General features: G+C 75.0%; 12 protein-coding genes. 7 read left to right on the forward strand and 5 right to left on the reverse strand.

The genetic code is table 11. The features are described 5' to 3' along the window. Positions 1-79: 79 nt before the first annotated feature. Positions 80-2,146 (reverse strand): serine hydrolase domain-containing protein, encoded by a 2,067-nt coding sequence (locus IEZ07_RS33590; RefSeq protein ID WP_191898482.1) that lies wholly within the window; start codon positions 2,144-2,146, stop codon positions 80-82. 284 nt (positions 2,147-2,430) lie between these two features. On the opposite strand from IEZ07_RS33590, the gene IEZ07_RS33595 reads away from it, so the two are divergent. After that, entirely contained in the window at positions 2,431-3,942 is a 1,512-nt protein-coding gene (locus IEZ07_RS33595; protein ID WP_191898483.1) for a sensor histidine kinase, read from the forward strand. Beyond that, positions 3,939-4,592, forward strand: coding sequence for a response regulator (locus IEZ07_RS33600; protein ID WP_191898484.1), 654 nt, complete (start codon positions 3,939-3,941; stop codon positions 4,590-4,592). Before IEZ07_RS33595 ends, IEZ07_RS33600 begins: the two co-directional genes overlap by 4 nt. A gap of 191 nt (positions 4,593-4,783) precedes the next feature. Here IEZ07_RS33600 and IEZ07_RS33605 read toward each other — a convergent pair whose 3' ends face one another. After that, positions 4,784-5,602: an SDR family NAD(P)-dependent oxidoreductase gene (locus IEZ07_RS33605; RefSeq protein WP_191898485.1), complete on the reverse strand. Its 819-nt coding sequence runs from the start codon at positions 5,600-5,602 to the stop codon at positions 4,784-4,786. Between the two features lie 229 nt (positions 5,603-5,831). After that, entirely contained in the window at positions 5,832-7,406 is a 1,575-nt protein-coding gene (locus tag IEZ07_RS33610; protein ID WP_191898486.1) for an alpha/beta hydrolase, read from the reverse strand. A 475-nt stretch (positions 7,407-7,881) separates the two neighbouring features. Between IEZ07_RS33610 and IEZ07_RS33615 the strand changes: the two genes are divergently transcribed. After that, positions 7,882-9,156 carry a sensor histidine kinase gene (locus IEZ07_RS33615; RefSeq protein WP_191898487.1) on the forward strand — a complete coding sequence of 425 codons (1,275 nt, stop codon included), beginning with the start codon at positions 7,882-7,884 and terminating at the stop codon, positions 9,154-9,156. Continuing rightward, positions 9,153-9,815, forward strand: coding sequence for a response regulator (locus IEZ07_RS33620; RefSeq protein WP_191898488.1), 663 nt, complete (start codon positions 9,153-9,155; stop codon positions 9,813-9,815). The genes IEZ07_RS33615 and IEZ07_RS33620 overlap by 4 nt, the downstream gene beginning before the upstream one ends. On the opposite strand, the gene IEZ07_RS33625 is transcribed toward IEZ07_RS33620, so the two are convergent. Both IEZ07_RS33625 and IEZ07_RS33630 read right to left on the reverse strand, forming a co-directional pair. Further along, positions 9,715-12,039: a bifunctional polysaccharide deacetylase/glycosyltransferase family 2 protein gene (locus IEZ07_RS33625; RefSeq protein ID WP_204054567.1), complete on the reverse strand. Its 2,325-nt coding sequence runs from the start codon at positions 12,037-12,039 to the stop codon at positions 9,715-9,717. The genes IEZ07_RS33620 and IEZ07_RS33625 overlap by 101 nt on opposite strands. 278 nt (positions 12,040-12,317) lie before the next feature. Next, positions 12,318-12,896, reverse strand: coding sequence for a hypothetical protein (locus IEZ07_RS33630; protein WP_191898489.1), 579 nt, complete (start codon positions 12,894-12,896; stop codon positions 12,318-12,320). A gap of 210 nt (positions 12,897-13,106) precedes the next feature. Here IEZ07_RS33630 and IEZ07_RS33635 point away from each other — a divergent pair, with 210 nt between their 5' ends. The 3 genes from IEZ07_RS33635 (at position 13,107) to IEZ07_RS33645 (ending at position 16,531) form a co-directional block, all read left to right on the forward strand. Beyond that, the gene (locus tag IEZ07_RS33635) at positions 13,107-14,414 is read left to right on the forward strand and encodes an endo-1,4-beta-xylanase (RefSeq protein WP_191898490.1); all 1,308 of its coding nucleotides are present in this window, start codon (positions 13,107-13,109) and stop codon (positions 14,412-14,414) included. Positions 14,415-14,825: 411 nt separating this feature from the next. Then, positions 14,826-15,281 (forward strand): STAS domain-containing protein, encoded by a 456-nt coding sequence (locus IEZ07_RS33640; protein ID WP_191898491.1) that lies wholly within the window; start codon positions 14,826-14,828, stop codon positions 15,279-15,281. 161 nt (positions 15,282-15,442) lie between these two features. Further along, positions 15,443-16,531, forward strand: a complete 1,089-nt coding sequence (locus IEZ07_RS33645; RefSeq protein ID WP_191898492.1) for an epoxide hydrolase family protein — start codon at positions 15,443-15,445, stop codon at positions 16,529-16,531. Positions 16,532-16,575 lie beyond the last annotated feature (44 nt).

Raw genomic sequence — 16,575 nt, forward strand, 5'->3', positions numbered from 1 at the left:
CCCCCCCCCCCCCCCCCCCCCCCCCCCCCCCGCCCGTACGCCCCGCCCGCGTCCGGGACCGTCCGTGCTCCGTCCCCGCTCAGAACCGCCAGCCGATGAGGTTCCACTGCCAGAGGAACCACACCAGCGCCGCCAGGCCCGCGAACAGGACCACCTGGTGGACGCGCGCGGCCACGCCCGCCCCCCGCCACCCCTTCACGGTGCACACCCCGGCCGCGGCCGTCATGGCGAGCACCATGAGGGGTACGGCGAGCAGGACCTGCATGCCGGTCGTCGGGCCGTACAGGAAGTCCCCCGTGTCACCGAAGAGCTGGACCGCCAGCAGCGCCAGGAACGCGAGGCCCGCCCCGGCCGCACCGGCGGCCAGCGCGCGCGCCGCCCGCCAGGCGGCCGTGGCGGCGGCGGGCCGGCGGCGCACCCGCCGCCACAGCGCCGCCACGGGCACGGCGAGCGCGCTGACCGCCGCGACCGCGAAGGCGAGCAGGACGACCAGGTTGAGGATCGGGCCCTGCGCGGCGGTCATCAGCTGGTGGGCGGGGCCGTCGGTGGCAGCGTAGCGCCGCCCGTCCCGGCCTTGGAGGAACACCAGGCGGTCCCTGCCGTCCGCCCGGACGTACAGGCCGTCGCCCCGGGGCTTCCACTCGGCGCCCTTGAAGCGGACGGTGCCGTCGCCGTCCACGGTCAGCCGGGAGGGGCCGAGCAGGACCAGGATCTTCTCGATCGTCGACTCGTTGTGCCGGGTCGGCGTGTAGAAGCCCGCCTGTGGGGCGGTCCTGGACAGCGGGGGCGCCGGGGCCGCCGCACCCGCCTCCTGCGCGGGCTCGGCGGCCGCCCCGGGCGGGGCGAACCGGTCGAGGAAGGCCAGGGTCAGTTCGCCCAGCGTCTCGGTGCCGCCGGTGCCGTTGGCCGACAGGAACAGCCCGAGGTCGCACCCCGGCACCAGGACCAGGGCGCTCTGGAAGCCCTCCCAGCTGCCGTCGTGCATCAGCACCCGGTGGCCGTTGAAGGTCCGGTCCATGAACCCGTGCGCGTAGCCGCCCAGGCGGGGGTCCGCGGCGAAGGAGCGCCGGTGCATCCGCTCCGCGGTCTCCGGGCCGAGGACGGCCGCGCCGCGGAAGCGCCCGCCGTTCAACTGGGCGATCATGAAGTTGGCCATGTCGCCGGCCGTGGCGCTGATCGACCCGTCGGGGGGCAGCCGGTCGAAGGTGAAGGGGACGGCCTTCAGGGGGTCGGTGTCGGAGTCGTGGCCGCGGGCGAGGTCGGCCGCGAGGTGACCGGGTACCGGTTCGGCCGCGGTGCTGCGCGTCATGCCGAGCGGTGCCAGCAGGTGGCGCTGCACGTAGGCGTCGTAGGGCTCCCCGGTGACCTCGGCGACCAGGTGACCGGCGAGCGCGGCGCCGTGGTTGGAGTAGGCGGAGATCTCGCCCGGCGGCCGGATCCGGGTCGGCAGGTGCTCCGCGAGCTCCTCGCCGAGCGGCGGCACGTCGGCGGCGGTGCGCGCCCCGACGCCGACCACGCGCTCCTCGAAGCCCGCGGTGTGGTCCATCAGGGTCCGCAGGGTCACCGGCTCCGGGTAGGTGGACGGCACCTTGAACGCCTTCAGGTAGCGGTTCACGTCGGCGTCCAGGTCGAGGCGGCCGGCCTCGACCTGCTGCATCACGGCCGTCCAGGTGAACAGCTTGGTGATCGAGCCGATCCGGACCAGGGAGCGGGCGGGGTCGAACGCGACGCCCCGCCGGGTGTCGGCCAGGCCGTACCCCCCGGTGAAGACGGCCCTGTCACCGGCCACCACCGACACCACCGCGCCGGGCACCCGGTCGCGGGTGAGGCGGTCCGGCACCGCCCGGTCGAAGAAGCCCGCCAGCGCCGCCCGGTCGGGAGCCGCACAGGCGCCGGAACCGGCGGAGGCCGTGGTGGCGGTGTCGCCGGTGGCGGTGGCGGTGCCGGTGGTGGTGGTGGTGCCGGTGGTGGAGAGGGGACCACCGGTGCTGGCGGCGGTGGAGAGGGGGCCGCCGACGGGAGGGGCGGTGTCAGCGGAGGCGGGCCGGGCCGGGCCCGCCGCCAGGCCGAGGAACGGTACGGCGACGCAGCCCGCGAGCACGCCTGCCGCTGCTCTGCGGGTCGGACGGGACGACCGGATGCGCATGGGGACTCCTCGTGGTGGTGGTCCGGCCCGGACCCCGGACGGTGGTCCGGCCGGGGATGCCGGACGATGATCCGGCCCGGACCCCGGACGGCGGTCCGGCCGGGGATGCCGTACAGCGTCGCGCCGCGGGGACGCGGTCCGCATCGCCCCGCGAGCGGGACCGTCCTCCGACGAAAGTCGGAGCCGGGGGTCCGGACCCGGTGACGAAAGTCGGAGCGGGACGGCCGGACGCGGCGACGGCGGGGGGATGGGGGAGCCGCGGTCCGGCGCCTAGGCTTCGGGCCATGGGACTGACGGTTCGGTGGCGGGGCCGGTTCGCCGGGCGGCGGGTCGTGGACGCGGCCGTGGTGCTGGTGTGCCTGGCCCTCACCGGCCTCGCGGCGAAGGCGCACTGGTCGGCGCTGCCGTGGCCGGTGATCGTGGGGGCGGGCGTGCCGGGCAGTCTGGCGCAGTGGTGGCGCAGGCGGTGGCCGCAGACGGCGACCGTGGCGGGAGCGGCGGCGTACGCGCTGTCGGGCAACCCTGCGCCCCTGATCGTCGGCCTGTACTCCGGGGCCGCGTACGCCCCCCGCCGGCAGGTCTGGGCGCTCGCGGTCGCCGGCTGGGCGGGCTTCGCCGGTTGGTCGTGGATCGACGAGGGCCGGTTGACGGTGGACGGTGCGGTCCAGGCGGCCGCCGCGGCCGCGCTGGTGACGGCCCTGGGCCTGCACGTCGCCACCCGGCGGGCGCTGGCCGAGTCCTGGCGCGAACGGGCCGAGAGCGCCGAGGCCGAGCGGCGGCTCCGCGACGAACAGGCCCGCTCCGCCGAACGCACCCGGATCGCGCGGGAGATGCATGACGTGCTGGCCCACAAGGTGTCGCTCATCGCCCTGCACGCGGGCGCGCTGGAACTCGCCGCGGGCGGAGGCTCCCCCCGGATCGAGGAGGGGGCGGCGCTCATCCGCGTCACCGCCCGTGAGGCGCTTCAGGAGCTGCGCTACGTGCTCGGCGTGCTCCGGGCCGAGCCGGGCCTGCGGGACGCTCCGCACCGTCCGGTCCCGTCCGGCACGCGGCACGCGGCGCACCCGCCGGACGCGGGCGCCTCCGGTGGGCACGAGGGACACGAGGGAGATGAAGGACATGAAGGACACGGCGAACACGCCGAATACGGCGGATACGACGGCTCCGCCGGCGAGCCGTTCGCCGACCTGTCATCGCTGGTCCGGGCTTCGGAGCGGGCCGGGCAGCGGGTCGAGCTGCACGACCGGGCGGGACCGCTGCCGCCGGTCACGGCCCGGGTCGTCTACCGCGTCGTCCAGGAAGGACTGACCAACGCCCACAAGCACGCGCCGGACGCGCCGGTCACCGTCTCGGTGGACCGCGACGGCGCCGGCGCCGTGACCGTCGCCGTGGGCAACCCTCCGGCGAGCGGCGCACCGGCCGACCTGCCCGGGTCGGGCTCCGGACTGGTCGGGCTGGCCGAACGAGTCCGGCTGGTGGGCGGGACCCTGCACGGCGGCCCGGTCGGACTCGAGGAGGGCGACGGCTGGCGGCTGCGCGCCGTACTCCCCCACCTCGACCACGGGGTCCGCGAAGGGGTTCCGGCCGGCGGGACGACGGAGGAGCCCGCCTCCGGCAAGGCAACCGGAACGACGGGAACGACGGAGACAGCCGGAACGATGGAGACGGCCGGGATGACCGGGACAGCCGGGATGATGAGGACGGCCGGGGCGACCGGGACGACCGGGGCCGCCGGGGCGACGGAGCTGACCGGGATGCCGGACGCGAGCGGGACGGCGGGGAGGTACGCGTCGTGATCTCCGTCCTGCTCGTGGACGACGAGGCCCTCGTCCGGGTCGGCCTGCGCATGATCCTCGAAACGGCCGACGACATGACCGTGATCGGAGACGCCGCCGACGGGCGGGCCGCGGTCGACGCGGTCGCCCGCGACCGGCCGGACGTGGTCCTCATGGACGTCCGCATGCCCGGCCTCGACGGGCTGGCCGCGACCGCGGCGATCCGCGCCCGCCCGCGCCCGCCAGCGGTGATCGTGCTGACCACCTTCGACGCCGACGACACCGTCTTCCGCGCCCTGGAGGCGGGGGCGACGGGCTTCCTGCTCAAGGACACCCCGCCGCACGACCTCCTGCGCGCCGTACGGCTCGCCGCCGCGGGCGACTCGATGCTCTCCCCCGGCGTCACCCGGCAGCTCATCGACCGCCTCACCGCAGAGGACCGCACGCGCCGCCGCCGGGACGCGCTCGGCCGGCTCCGTGACCTGACCGAACGGGAACGGCAGGTACTGGTCGAGATCGGCCTCGGCCACGCCAACGCCGAGATCGCCGCCCGGCTGCACATGAGCGAGGCGACGGTCAAGAGCCACGTCACCCGCCTGTTCGACAAGCTCTCCGCCACCAACCGCGTGCAGCTGGCCATCGCCGCGTTCCGGGCCGGCATCGTCGAGTAGTCCTGCGGCTCTCCGGACCTCCGCTGTGCGGCCCCGTCCGCCCTCCCGGGGAAGGGAATATCCCGGGAAGGGGACATCCCGGCGACGGGCCACGGGCCACGGGCCACGGGCCACGGGCGACGGGCAGCGAACGGCGGGCGACGAGCAGCGAACGGCGAGTGGGGACGCGGGCGGTGGATCCGGGTGGCCTCCTATCGCTCCCCGGAGTCCCCGTCCCGCCCCCCGCCGGGCTCGGCCATCGGGCGGGCCATCTTCGCCTGAGCGGCCTCGGGCGCGAGCTTGCCCGCGACACTCTGCAGCACGTTCTTCTTCGACCCGGCCACGACGTGGTCGTCGCCCGACATCAGCGCCTCGAAGCCCTGGCGCGCCACCTCGGCCGGGTCGTCCTTCTTGCCGGTGGCCACCTTGGTGTCCTCCATGCCGGCGCGGCGGAAGAAGTCGGTGTCGGTGGGGCCGGGCAGCAACGCGGTGACGGTGACGCCGGTGTCCTTGAGCTCCTCCCGGATCGCCTCGGAGAAGGAGTACAGGAAGGCCTTGGAGGCGGCGTACACCGCGTGGAACGGCCCCGGCATGGTCCCGGCGATGGAGGAGGTGAACAGCACCCGCCCCTCGCCACGCTTGACCATGTCCGGCAGCACCCGCTTGGCCAGGTGCACCGAGGAGATGACGTTCAGCTTGATCAGCTTCAGCTCCGCGTCCAGGTCGGTCTCCCGGGCGAAGTCTCCGCCCACCCCGACACCGGCGTTGATCGCGATCGCGTCGACCGGGCGGCCGGGCGCGGTGATCCGGGTGTGGAGCTCCTCGACGCCGTCGTGGTGCGCGAGGTCGACGCGCACGCTGGAGACCGCCGCCCCCAGCTCCTCCAGGGAGCGGGCGGCCGGGATGAGTCCTTCGTCCTCGGCGGCGACGACGAGGTCGAAGCCGTGCTGGGCGAACTGCCGGGCGAGCTCGTAGCCGATGCCGCTGGAGGCGCCGGTCACGACGGCCAGCGGCCGGGTCGGAGTGTCCATGGCGTTTCCCGTCCTTCTATGAGGTGCCTTCAACCGGTGTCGCATGAGGGACCGTGCCCCCGCGGAACCTGTCGTAACGGCCCGCCCGGCGACCCGGTGCGTGCCGCCACCGGATGACCGGTCGGCACGGTGCCGGATGACCGGTCGTCCGGCACCGGACGCGGCCTGGCGGCGTGGCGGCCCGGCGGCGTGGCGGCGTGGCGGCGTGGCGCCGGACGACCTCGGGTGGTCAGCGGGGCCGGGCCTCGGAGCAGACGGCGTCCCGGGCGGGCATGACGCCCCGGACCAGGTAGCGCTCGACGGCGGCGTCGACGCAGGCGTTCCGGGGGGCGAAGAGTCCTCCGTACACGGTGTGGCGGAAAGCCCCGCGCAGGGTGACCAGGCGGGAGCCGGCCAGGGCCCGGTGCGCGGCCCGCTGGCCCGCGTGGACGGCGCCCGGGTCGCCGGTGGCGCCCACCATCAGGACCGGGACGTCGTTGCGGACCCGGGTGGGGGGCTCGGCGGGGGCGGTCGGCCAGAACGAGCAGGGGGTGAGGTTGCGGGTCAGCGCGCCGAACAGCGGTTCGGCGGCGCGGTGCGCCCGGATGTCGCGGTAGTAGGTCTCGGGGTCGCGGGACGCGGCCCGGTCCGCGCAGAGGATCGCGGTCTGCACGCTCGCGGTCCCGCCCGCGTCCGGCGAGGACAGGCCGGTCAGAACCTCCTCCAGGATCGGGGTCGGGGTCACTTCGGCCCCGCGGGCGGCCGCGCTGAGGACCCGGACGTCGGCGGCGAAGGAGCCGTACGCCTCCGGCCCGTCCCCGGCGGTGACATTGAACAGGATCATGGGCAGCAGCCGGGAGTCGACCCGGTGACGGCCGACCTTCAGCGGCGATCGGGCCGCAGCCCGGTCGATCCGGCGCAAGGTGGCCATGACCCCGGCCACGGTGGAGCCCAGCCGGTAACGGTCGTGGCGGCGGGCCGCCCAGGCCGCCCAGTCCTCCGTCATCGCGGCCACGGCCGGACCCTGGGTGCGGGTCAGGTCGGGGCCGAACAGGTCGGGGTTCATCGCGCTGTCGAGGACGACCCGGTCGGCTCGGCGGGGGAACAGCTGCAGGTAGACCATGCCGAGCTGGGTACCGTACGACGAGCCGAGGTAGGACAGCTTCGGCTCGCCGAGGGCGGCCCGGATCACGTCCATGTCCCGGGCGGTGTTGCGGGTGGAGGCGTGCGGCAGCACGTCCCGGTGGACGGCGCAGCGGGACGCCAGGTCCTTCGCCAGGGCCGCGGTCCGCTCGAAGCCGCGCCGGTCCGGCCCGGCGGAGCCGACGGCGGGAACGGGCCAGCCGCAGTCGAAGGGGGTGCTGCGCCCGACGAACCGGGGGTCCATCCCGATCAGGTCGTAGCGGGCCGCGACCTCGGGGGCCGCCTGCCTGACCTGCAGGACGAGGGACATCGCGGGGACTCCCGGGCCGCCGGGGTTGTAGAACAGGACGCCCCTCCGGCGGGCCGGGTCAGCGGCCTTCAGCCGGGACATCGCGACCTTGATCGTCCGCCCCTCCGGGTGGCGGTGGTCCAGCGGCACGGTGACCTCGGCGCACTGGGCCTTCGCCTCGTCCAGCAGCCCGCCCTCCGCGTCGTCCGGGCCGGTCCGGCAGCGGTGCCAGTCGATCCCCCGCCCCCGGAACCGGTCCGGGCCGTCCCGCTCGGCGCGGTCCCCGGCGGCCTCCCGGACCGCCCCGGCGGCCGGCGCCGCACCGGCCGCGCCGGTGCCCGCCAGCATCGCCGCCATCGCGGCCCCGGCCGCCACCGCTCTCCGTCCACGCATCGGTTCCTCCTTCTGCACTGCCCACCGTCCCGGGCCCGGCCGACCGGGCGCACAGGCGACCTCCCGGCCCCGGCACGACCACGGCACACGGCGGTCCCCGTGCCCTGCACGGCCGGGCGCATGGGCGGTCCCCTGTGCCCTGCACGACCAGGGCGCACGGGTGACCTCCGGCCCGGGGACGGCCTGCGCGGATCGCAGGCCGTACGCCACGGGGTACGAAGCTAGGCCGTGCGGCCGGTCCGGCGCGTCAGCCTCCGGTCGGGTTTCCCGGCCCCGCTCCGGCCCCGTCCCGTCCCGCGGGCCGCTCCGCCGCGTCTCCGGGCGGCACGCGCCCGACCTGCGGTTCTGCGTGGGACCGGGCCGCGCAGGGGGCCTCGCCCGGCAGGCCCGCGTACGACTCCGGGCTGACCCGGGCCGGTCCGGGACCGGTCCGGCCGACCTCGGACCGCCGGGCGGGAGCGGTTATGTTGGGGCCGTGCAGTGGGGGCTCACCGTTCTCCGCCCGTACGCGGCCCGGCCGGTACGGGCCCTCCTCCGGGCAGGCGCCCGGTTCCCGCCGATCGCGTTCGACGTGCTGCTGGCCGCCGCGGTCCTGCTCGGCAGCGCCGGCCTCACCAGCGAGGTCTACCAGGGCCCACCCGGCCCCCTGATCCTCCACGCGGCCCTGTCGCTCCCCCTGGTGTGGCGGCGGCGCGCACCCATGACGGTGTTCTGCACGGTGGCCGCCGCCGCCTTCGCGCAGTGGCTCGCCGACGTCCGGCTGCTGACCGACGTGGCGCTGCTGGTCGCCCTGTACACGGTGGCCGCACGGTCCTCCCGGCGCCGCACACTCGTGGCCTGGGCCGTGCTCGAGCTCGGCATCGTGCTGGCCTCCGCCCGCTGGGCCGCGCCCGACGGCGGGTTCCTCCGCTCGGTCGTCTTCCTGAGCGCGGTGGCCGCCGCCGTCGCCGCCACCGGGACGAACACGCGGACCAGGCGTGCCTACCTCGCGTCCCTGGAGGACCGCGCGGTCCGCCTGGAACGCGAGCGCGACCAGCGGGCCCGGCTCGCCGCGGCGGACGAGCGCGCCCGGATCGCCCGCGAGATGCACGACATCGTCACCCACAACCTGTCCGTCATGGTCGCGCTCGCCGACGGCGCGGTCTTCGCGCAGCACCGCTCCCCCGACCGCGCGACCGCCGCCATGCGGCAGATCTCCGGCACCGGACGGCAGGCCCTCACCGACATGCGGCGCTCTCTGGGCGTCCTGCGGGCCGACGAGCCGGACGCGCTGCGCCATCCGGTGCCCGGCATCGCCCAGCTGGACGCCCTCGTCGGCCGGATGCGCGCGGCCGGGCTGCCGGTCCGCCTCCGGGTGTCGGGCGACCCCGCCCCCGTCCCCGCCGCCGCACAGCTCACCGCCTACCGCCTGGTGCAGGAGGCCCTGACCAACACCCTCAAGCACGCCCCGCCCGGCACCCGAGCCGAGGTCCGGGTCCATTGCTCGCCCGCGGCCGTCGCCCTCGACGTCACCGACGACGGCCGGGCCGGGCACGCTCCCGGCCCGCCGCTCTCCAGCCCGCCGTTCCCCGGCCCGTCGTTCTCCGGGCCGTCCTCCGGACACGGCATCCCCGGCATGCGCGAACGCGTCGCCGCGTACGGCGGGAGCCTGGACGCCGGCCCGCTCCCGGGCGGCGGATGGCGGGTCTCCGCCACCCTCGCCCTAGGTCCCGGCCCCGTCTCCATCCCCACCGAAGGCGGTGCCGCGTGACGATCCGCGTCCTGCTCGCCGACGACGAGCCACTGCTCCGCATGGCGTTCACCATGGTCCTGGACGCCCAGCCGGACATGGAGGTGGTGGGCGAGGCCGGGGACGGCGCCGAGGCCGTACGGCTCGCCCGGCGGCTCCGTCCCGACGTCGTCCTGATGGACGTGCGCATGCCCGGCACCGACGGGATCGAGGCGACCGGCCGGATCGTCCGGAACCGCCGACAGACCCGGGTCCTCATCCTCACCACCTTCGACCTCGACGAGTACGCCTTCGCCGGGCTGAAGGCCGGGGCGTCCGGCTTCCTGCTCAAGAACGCCCTGCCCGAGGAACTGCTGACGGCGATCCGGAGCATCGCCTCGGGTGACGCGGTCGTCTCCCCGCGGATCACCCGGCGCCTGCTGGAGAACTTCGCCCACGGGCTTCCCACCGGCGGCGCCCCGCCGGACGGCGGGCGGCTGGAGCTGCTCACCCCCCGTGAGCGGGAGGTGCTCGTCGAGGTGGCCCGCGGCCTGTCCAACACCGAGATCGCCGCCGAGCTGCACCTCGCGGAGGCCACCGTCAAGACGCATCTGGGCCGGATCCTGGCGAAACTGGAACTGCGCGACCGGGTGCAGGCCGTGGTCTTCGCCTACGAGAACCGGCTCGTGCATCCGGCGTAGCAGCCGGTCCGGGACCCGGTGCAGGAACCGGCCCGGGGATCGGCCCGGGGATCGGCACAGGAACCGGCCCGCCCCCGGAGAAGGTCCCCTCCCGGCGGATCGTCTGCCAGTGCAGGCGCGCCCCGAGCACCGCCGTCACCACCGACTGGATGACCACCAGGTACATCAGCTGCCGGTACACCAGCTGCTGCAGGGGGAGGACCCACAGCACCGAGGCGGGCTCGCGGTCCAGCCGCAGCGCGTACCAGCCGCCGACCGCCTGGAGCAGCCCGAACCCCGCCCAGACGGCCACCGCCGGCAGCGGGTCCCCCACCGCCGCGCCGTACACGGCCATGACGTCCACCACCGGGGCGAGCAGCGGGAGCACCACCTGGAAGAGGGTCAGGTAACCCAGGCACCGGCGGCCGAACGGGCCCGGCTCCACGACCGCGCGCCGGTGCTTCCACATCGCCTGCAAGGTGCCGTAGCACCACCGGTAGCGCTGGCGCCACATCTGCCGGAGCGACGCCGGCGCCTCGGTCCAGGCCGGGGCGGTCTCCTCGTAGACGACCCGCCAGCCGTCCCGGCACATCGCCATGGTCAGGTCGGTGTCCTCGGCCAGGGTGTCACCGCTCAACCCGCCGACCGCCGCCAGCGCCGAGCGGCGGAAGGCCCCGATCGCCCCGGGCACCGTGGGCATGCAGCCGAGGAGGTCGAAGGCGCGGCGGTCGAGGTTGAAGCCGATGACGTACTCGATGTGCTGCCAACGGCCGATCATGCCGCCCCGGTTGCCCACCTTGGTGTTGCCGCTGACCGCGCCCACGGTGGGGTCGGCGAGCGGCCGGACCAGGTTCCCGATCGTGGCGGGCTCGAACACGGTGTCGCCGTCCACCATGACCAGGATGTCGTGGGAGGCGTGGGCGATGCCGGTGTTGAGCGCGGCGGGCTTACCCCCGTTCTCCTGGCGGATCACCCGCACCCGCGGCAGGCCGAGCGCGGCGACGGCGGCGGCGGTGCCGTCCGAGGAGCCGTCGTCGACGACGATCACCTCCAGCGCTCCCCGGTGGCCGGTGTCCACCAGCGAGCGTACGGTGGCCGCGATCCCGGCCTCCTCGTTGTAGGCGGGGACGATCACGGTGACGCCGGGCGGCGCGGGCCACTCCGGAACGCGCCGGACGCCCGCCCGCCCGCCGCGGGCCGGGCCGCCCCGAGCCCTCCGGGCGTGCGTCCGGGCCAGGCCGAGGAAGAGCACCAGCCGGAGGAGGGTGAGCGCGGCGGCCGCGACCATGATCCACGACATCGCCGCGGTGAAGCCGGTCGCCCCGTGCTGGGCGAGGATCAGCCCGGTGCCGACGAAGCGGTCCGTCTGCCCGGCCGCCACATGGGCCGGGGGCATGCCGAGCGCGGAGGTGAGCGTCGTCGCCCGGTAGCCGCGGGCGGCGAGCCGGGTGAGCAGCCGGTCCACCGCCTCGGCCGTCCGGCCGCCGTCGTCTCCGGAGCCGCGCATCGTGACGATCGCGCCCCTGCCCGCGCGCGGGGTGGCCGCGCGGACGATCCGCCCGGTCTCCCGCCCGTCCCGTCCGGCGCTCTCCTCCCCGCCCCGGGCCGCGTCGTCCCGTCCGGCGCTCTCCTCCCCCTCCCGGCCCGCGGCGTCCAGGTCGGTGAGCACCAGAAGGTATCCCTCCCCGGCCATCACCCGCATCGCCCGGAGCTGGGCGTCGGTCAGGACCGCCGGAGAGGAGGAGTACGGCGGGCGCGCCAGGCGGGTGTACACGCCCGCGGCCCCGGCCAGCGCCTTCTGGGTGAGCGACAGCTCCAGCCGCAGCCGCCATCCGGGCACTGCGGCGGGGTCGGGGTGCACGTAGGAGTGGTTGCCGATCTCGTGCCCCTCGGCGATGATCCGCCGGGTCAGCGCGGGGTTCTCCGCGATCCTGGCGCCGACGGCGAAGAACGTCGCCTTGGCGCCGTGCTCGGCCAGCACGTCGAGCAGCCGCGGCGTCCACCGCGGATCCGGGCCGTCCTCGAACGCGAGCGCCACCGTGCGGGCCGGGAGGCGGACGCTGGCCGGCTCGGGGCCGGTCAGGTTGAGCACCGGTCCGCCGCGCCGTACCCGGCCGAGTCCGATGGAGGGTGCGCCGGGCGGATGCGCCGGGGCGTACGTCTCCTCCACCCCCTTCCCCGGCGTCCGCCCCGGCACTCCGGCGACGTACGCGTCGAGCACCAGGGCCCCCGCCGTCAGCATCATGACCGCCACGACCAGGAACCAGTGCCCCCGCGGATCGGCCCGGTGCCGCCGCGGATCCGTCCGGTGCCGCCGCCGGACCGTGGAGCGCTTTCCGCGGACGGCACCGGCGGTGGAGGCAGCAGGCCGACCGGCGGGGGCGGTAGGGGCGGCGGTCCGCCCGGCGCGGGCACCTGCCCGGACGGCGGGGTCAGCGGGCCGCCCGGCACGGGCGGAGGCGGCGGGCCGCCCGGCGTGGATCGCGGCCTCTCCGGTCTCCGTGCTCTCCGCGGGCCGGGGGCTCAACTCCCCGGCTCCGCGGCCGCGCCGGAGTCCTGACCGGACGGGGCCCCGGACGGGGCCGGTGGTCGCGCGGAGGAGGCGGGTTCCGCGGATTCGGAAGCCGGTCCGGTGGGACCGGCCGGTTCGCCGGGTTCGGCCAGTCCTCCCGGCTCCGTCGGCTCGGAGGAGGCGGTCGTGGAGGCGGCGGGACCGGTACGGCCCGGCGAGGGGATCGGGCTCGTCGAACGTGCCGGGGCGGCCGTGGGCGCGGGCCGGGGAGAGACCGTGCTCCGGGGCGTGCGGGAAGCCGCCGGCGCCGTACGCCGCCGGGCGGGGGCGGTGGTCTCCGGGCGCGGTGAGGGCTTCGCCGATCGGGCGGGCCTGGCCGGGGTGGCGGCGGGCGCGGACCGTGCGGGACCGTCCCCGGGCCAGCCGACCACGGCCAGCGGAGTGGTCGCGAACAATCCGGCGACCACCGTCGCCACCAGGGCGAACGCCAGGATGCCGACGGCGAGCCCGGCGGCCTTGAGCAGGCGTCGGCGCCTGCCGGTCCGGTCGACGAACACGGCCGCGCCGGGGGGAGTCTGCCTGTCGGTCACGTGCGGAGAGCGTAGTGATCGACTGCGACATTCCCCCGAGGGGGCAGCCGGTGAAGGCTGACATTCCCACCCGGAGCGGCAACCGGTGAAGACGGCGGCCCCTCACCGGTCGGGAACGTCCGACCGGGTTGTTACCCGCGGGAAAGGACTTACGGCTGATGAGTCCGTTCTCATAGCATTTCTGCCTCAAGCACCACTGGAGGACCTCCTATGACGCCACGTCCCGATCGCCCTGTTTCCGTCTCCGATCCGCTGATCAGGAGGCACCGCACGGCGGACACCGCGCTCACCGTCACCCTCGACGGCGTGCCGCTGGCCGGGCAGGAGGTGGTGGTCCGCCAGCGGAACCACAAGTTCCTCTTCGGCTGCATCGGCTTCGACTTCATCCCGCTCGCCAACGGCGAGCCGCTGGAGGGGGCGCAGGCCGTACCGGGAGAGGTGCCGGGATCGATGGGCGAGTCGCCCGCCGTCCACGACGAGCGGCTGGCCGACCTCTGGTTCGACCTCTTCAACTTCGCCACGCTCCCGTTCTACTGGGGCCGTTTCGAGCCCGTGCGCGGCCGGCCGGACACCGAGCGGCTGCTCAGGACGGCGAAGTGGTTCGCCGACCGGGGCTGTGCGGTCAAGGGACACCCGCTGGCCTGGCACACCGTCGGCGCGGAGTGGCTGAACGACCTGGCGAACGAGGAGATCGCCCGCGTGCAGGTGGAGCGGATCCGCCGGGAGATGACCGACTTCGCCGGCGTGGTCGGCATGTGGGACGTCATCAACGAGGTCGTGATCATGCCGATCTTCGACAAGTACGAGAACGGGATCTCCCGGCTCTGCCGCGACATCGGGCGCATCCCCATGATCAAGATGGTCTTCGACGCGGCGCGCGAGGCCGATCCGCACGCCACGCTGCTGCTCAACGACTTCGACATGTCCTCGGCCTACGAGTGCCTGATCGAGGGCGTGCTGGAGGCGGGCGTGAAGATCGACGCGCTGGGGCTGCAGAGCCACATGCACCAGGGCTACTGGGGCGAGGAGAAGACCCTCGGGATCATCGACCGCTTCGCCCGCTACGGGCTGCCCATCCACTTCACCGAGACGACCATCCTCTCCGGCCACATCATGCCGGCCGAGATCGAGGACCTGAACGACTACCAGATCCCGGAGTGGCCGACGACGCCCGAAGGCGAGGCCCGCCAGGCCGACGAGATCGTCCGGCACTACCGGACGCTGCTCTCCCACCCTTCGGTGGAGGCGACGACGTACTGGGGCATCTCGGACGGCGGCTGGCTCGGCGCGCCGGGCGGCTTCGTCCGCGTCGACGGCACGCCGAAGCCCTCGTACGACGCGCTGCGCTCGCTGGTCAAGGACGAGTGGTGGCTGGCGCCCACCACGATGGTGACCGACGCGGAGGGCACGGTCCGCTTCAACGGCTTCCTCGGCGAGTACGAGGTGTCGGCGGCCGGCCGGACCGCGACGTTCAGGCTCGACGAGGCGGGTGAGGCGGCGGTCGACGCGACCCTTTGACGCGCTCCCCGGGCTGAGGGCCGGAGCACCGGCCCGCATTCCGGTGGCCCACCACACCCGAGACGGCTCCCACCCGGGCCCGGGACACGCCCGGCCCGGTGGGCGCCCGGTTCCGCACCCGCGTCTCCGCGTTCCGGGTGCCGCCGTCCCCCGCCCGGTCCCGCCGGGAGGTAGACTGTGATCACTGAAGGGCTTTCCCCGCGCCGGTGACACGGCCGGCGGCACCCGCGGCGAATCGCCGCGATCCCTTCCGAGACCGATTCGGACCGGGCCGATCACGACGGCCGGACCACTTCTCTCAGCACGCCGGACGCGGCGTTCCCGCCTTCCTCCCAGCGGGAGACCCGCGCATGGGCGGTGTTCCGCCGCCCATCCGGAATCCGCACGTCCAACCTCTCGATCGGAGACTGCATGATCACCACCACCCAGGCCGACGCCTGTACCCGTGCGCGCCTGCTGGCCGCCTGCCGCCCCCCGCACACCGTCGTCGCACTGCACGGCGAGATCGACGTCGCCACCGCCCCGGCGCTGCGCAGGCGCCTGCTCAACGCGCTCCAGCACAGCACGGACCTCTTGGTGCTGGACCTGTCCGCGGTGTCGTTCTGCGACGCCTCCGGGCTGACCGTGCTGATCGACGTCCGGCAGCGCGCCACGGCGTCCGGCATCACGGTCCGCCTCGCCGCACCCCGGCCGCCCGTGGCCAGGCTGCTGCACGTCACCGGCCTGGACCACGCCTTCGCCGTCCATCCCACGCTGTCCAGCGCGCTCATCTCCCGCAAGCCCGGGCAGAGCGCGGGCCGGAGCTCCGAGCGGAGCGCCGACGGCGTTCTCGGCAGGCCGCGCCGGAGCGCCAGGCGACCCAGATGACCCGGATGACCCTCTCGGGGTCCCGGGGGTAGCGGGCGATCACGCCTCGCCGCCGGCCTCCGGGCGGCCGCGCTTTCTCGCCACCACAATAGTGGAACAAATCATTCCGTTCTGATATTCTGGAGCGGAACGATTCGTTCCCCTTGAGTGAAGAGGAAGCCATGACCGAGATCCGCCCCTTCCGCGTCGACGTCCCCCAGGCCGACCTCGACGACCTGCGCGCCCGGCTGGCGCTGACCCGCTTCACCGACGAACTGCCCGGCTCGGACGGCGCGTACGGGGTCCGGCTCGACTACGTCAAGCGGATGGTCGAGTACTGGCGCACCGGCTTCGACTGGCGTGCCGTGGAGGCCCGGCTCAACGCCCACCCGCAGTTCGTCACCGAGATCGACGGGCAGGACGTGCACTTCCTCCACGTCCGCTCCGCGAACCCGGAGGCCCTGCCGCTGATCCTCACGCACGGCTGGCCCGGCACGGTCATGGAGTACCTCGACGTCGTCGAGCCGCTGTCGGAGGACTTCCACCTGGTCATCCCGTCGATCCCCGGTTTCGGCTTCTCCGGGCCCACCCGGGACAAGGGCTGGGACCGCAACCGCGTGGCCAGGGCGTGGGCCGAGCTGATGAGCCGGCTCGGCTACGAACGCTACGGCGCGGTCGGCAACGACGGCGGTTCGCTGATCTCACCCGAGATCGGCAGGTCCGACGCCGAGCACGTGGTCGGCGTGCACGTCACGCAGATCTTCTCCTTCCCCTCCGGCGACCCGGCCGAGTTCGAGGGTCTGACCGAGGAGGAGCAGGCGGCCGTGGCCCACCTGCAGTGGTTCTGGGAGAACATGGGCGCTTTCAACCTGCTCCAGGCCCAGTCCCCGCAGACGCTCGCGCACGCGCTCGCCGACTCCCCGGCCGGACTGCTCGGCTGGATGGCCCAACTCCTGGGTGAGGGGCTCGACGACGACTTCGTGCTGGCCAACATCGCGATCCACTGGTTCTGCGGCACGGCGGGCTCGTCGATCCGCTTCTACTACGAGGACAAGCGGGCCGAGCAGCCCACCGGGCCGACCACCGTGCCGATCGCGCTGGCCGGCTTCGCCGACGACTTCCGGTCGGTGCGCCGCTTCGCCGAGCGCGACCACGAGAACATCGTCTCCTGGAACACCTACGACTCCGGCGGCCACTACGCCGCGCACCAGGCGCCCGGAGTGCTCGCCGCCGACATCCGCCGGTTCTTCACCGGCCTGGCCCGGCAGTGAGGACGTAGGCGACGCCTCCCGGGCCGTACGGCCCCCGACCCCCG

It is taken from the genome of Planomonospora parontospora, assembly GCA_014647935.1.
Lineage (GTDB): Bacteria > Actinomycetota > Actinomycetes > Streptosporangiales > Streptosporangiaceae > Planomonospora > Planomonospora parontospora.

Excerpts from the sequence above, each read along its gene's own strand:
- IEZ07_RS33595 (WP_191898483.1), top strand. The coding sequence starts at position 2,431 with ATGGGACTGACGGTTCGGTGGCGGGGCCGGTTCGCCGGGCGGCGGGTC.
- IEZ07_RS33635 (WP_191898490.1), top strand. The coding sequence starts at position 13,107 with ATGACGCCACGTCCCGATCGCCCTGTTTCCGTCTCCGATCCGCTGATC.
- IEZ07_RS33610 (WP_191898486.1), bottom strand. The coding sequence starts at position 7,406 with ATGCGTGGACGGAGAGCGGTGGCGGCCGGGGCCGCGATGGCGGCGATG.
- IEZ07_RS33590 (WP_191898482.1), bottom strand. The coding sequence starts at position 2,146 with ATGCGCATCCGGTCGTCCCGTCCGACCCGCAGAGCAGCGGCAGGCGTG.
- IEZ07_RS33605 (WP_191898485.1), bottom strand. The coding sequence starts at position 5,602 with ATGGACACTCCGACCCGGCCGCTGGCCGTCGTGACCGGCGCCTCCAGC.
- IEZ07_RS33645 (WP_191898492.1), top strand. The coding sequence starts at position 15,443 with ATGACCGAGATCCGCCCCTTCCGCGTCGACGTCCCCCAGGCCGACCTC.
- IEZ07_RS33640 (WP_191898491.1), top strand. The coding sequence starts at position 14,826 with ATGATCACCACCACCCAGGCCGACGCCTGTACCCGTGCGCGCCTGCTG.
- IEZ07_RS33625 (WP_204054567.1), bottom strand. The coding sequence starts at position 12,039 with ATGATGCTGACGGCGGGGGCCCTGGTGCTCGACGCGTACGTCGCCGGA.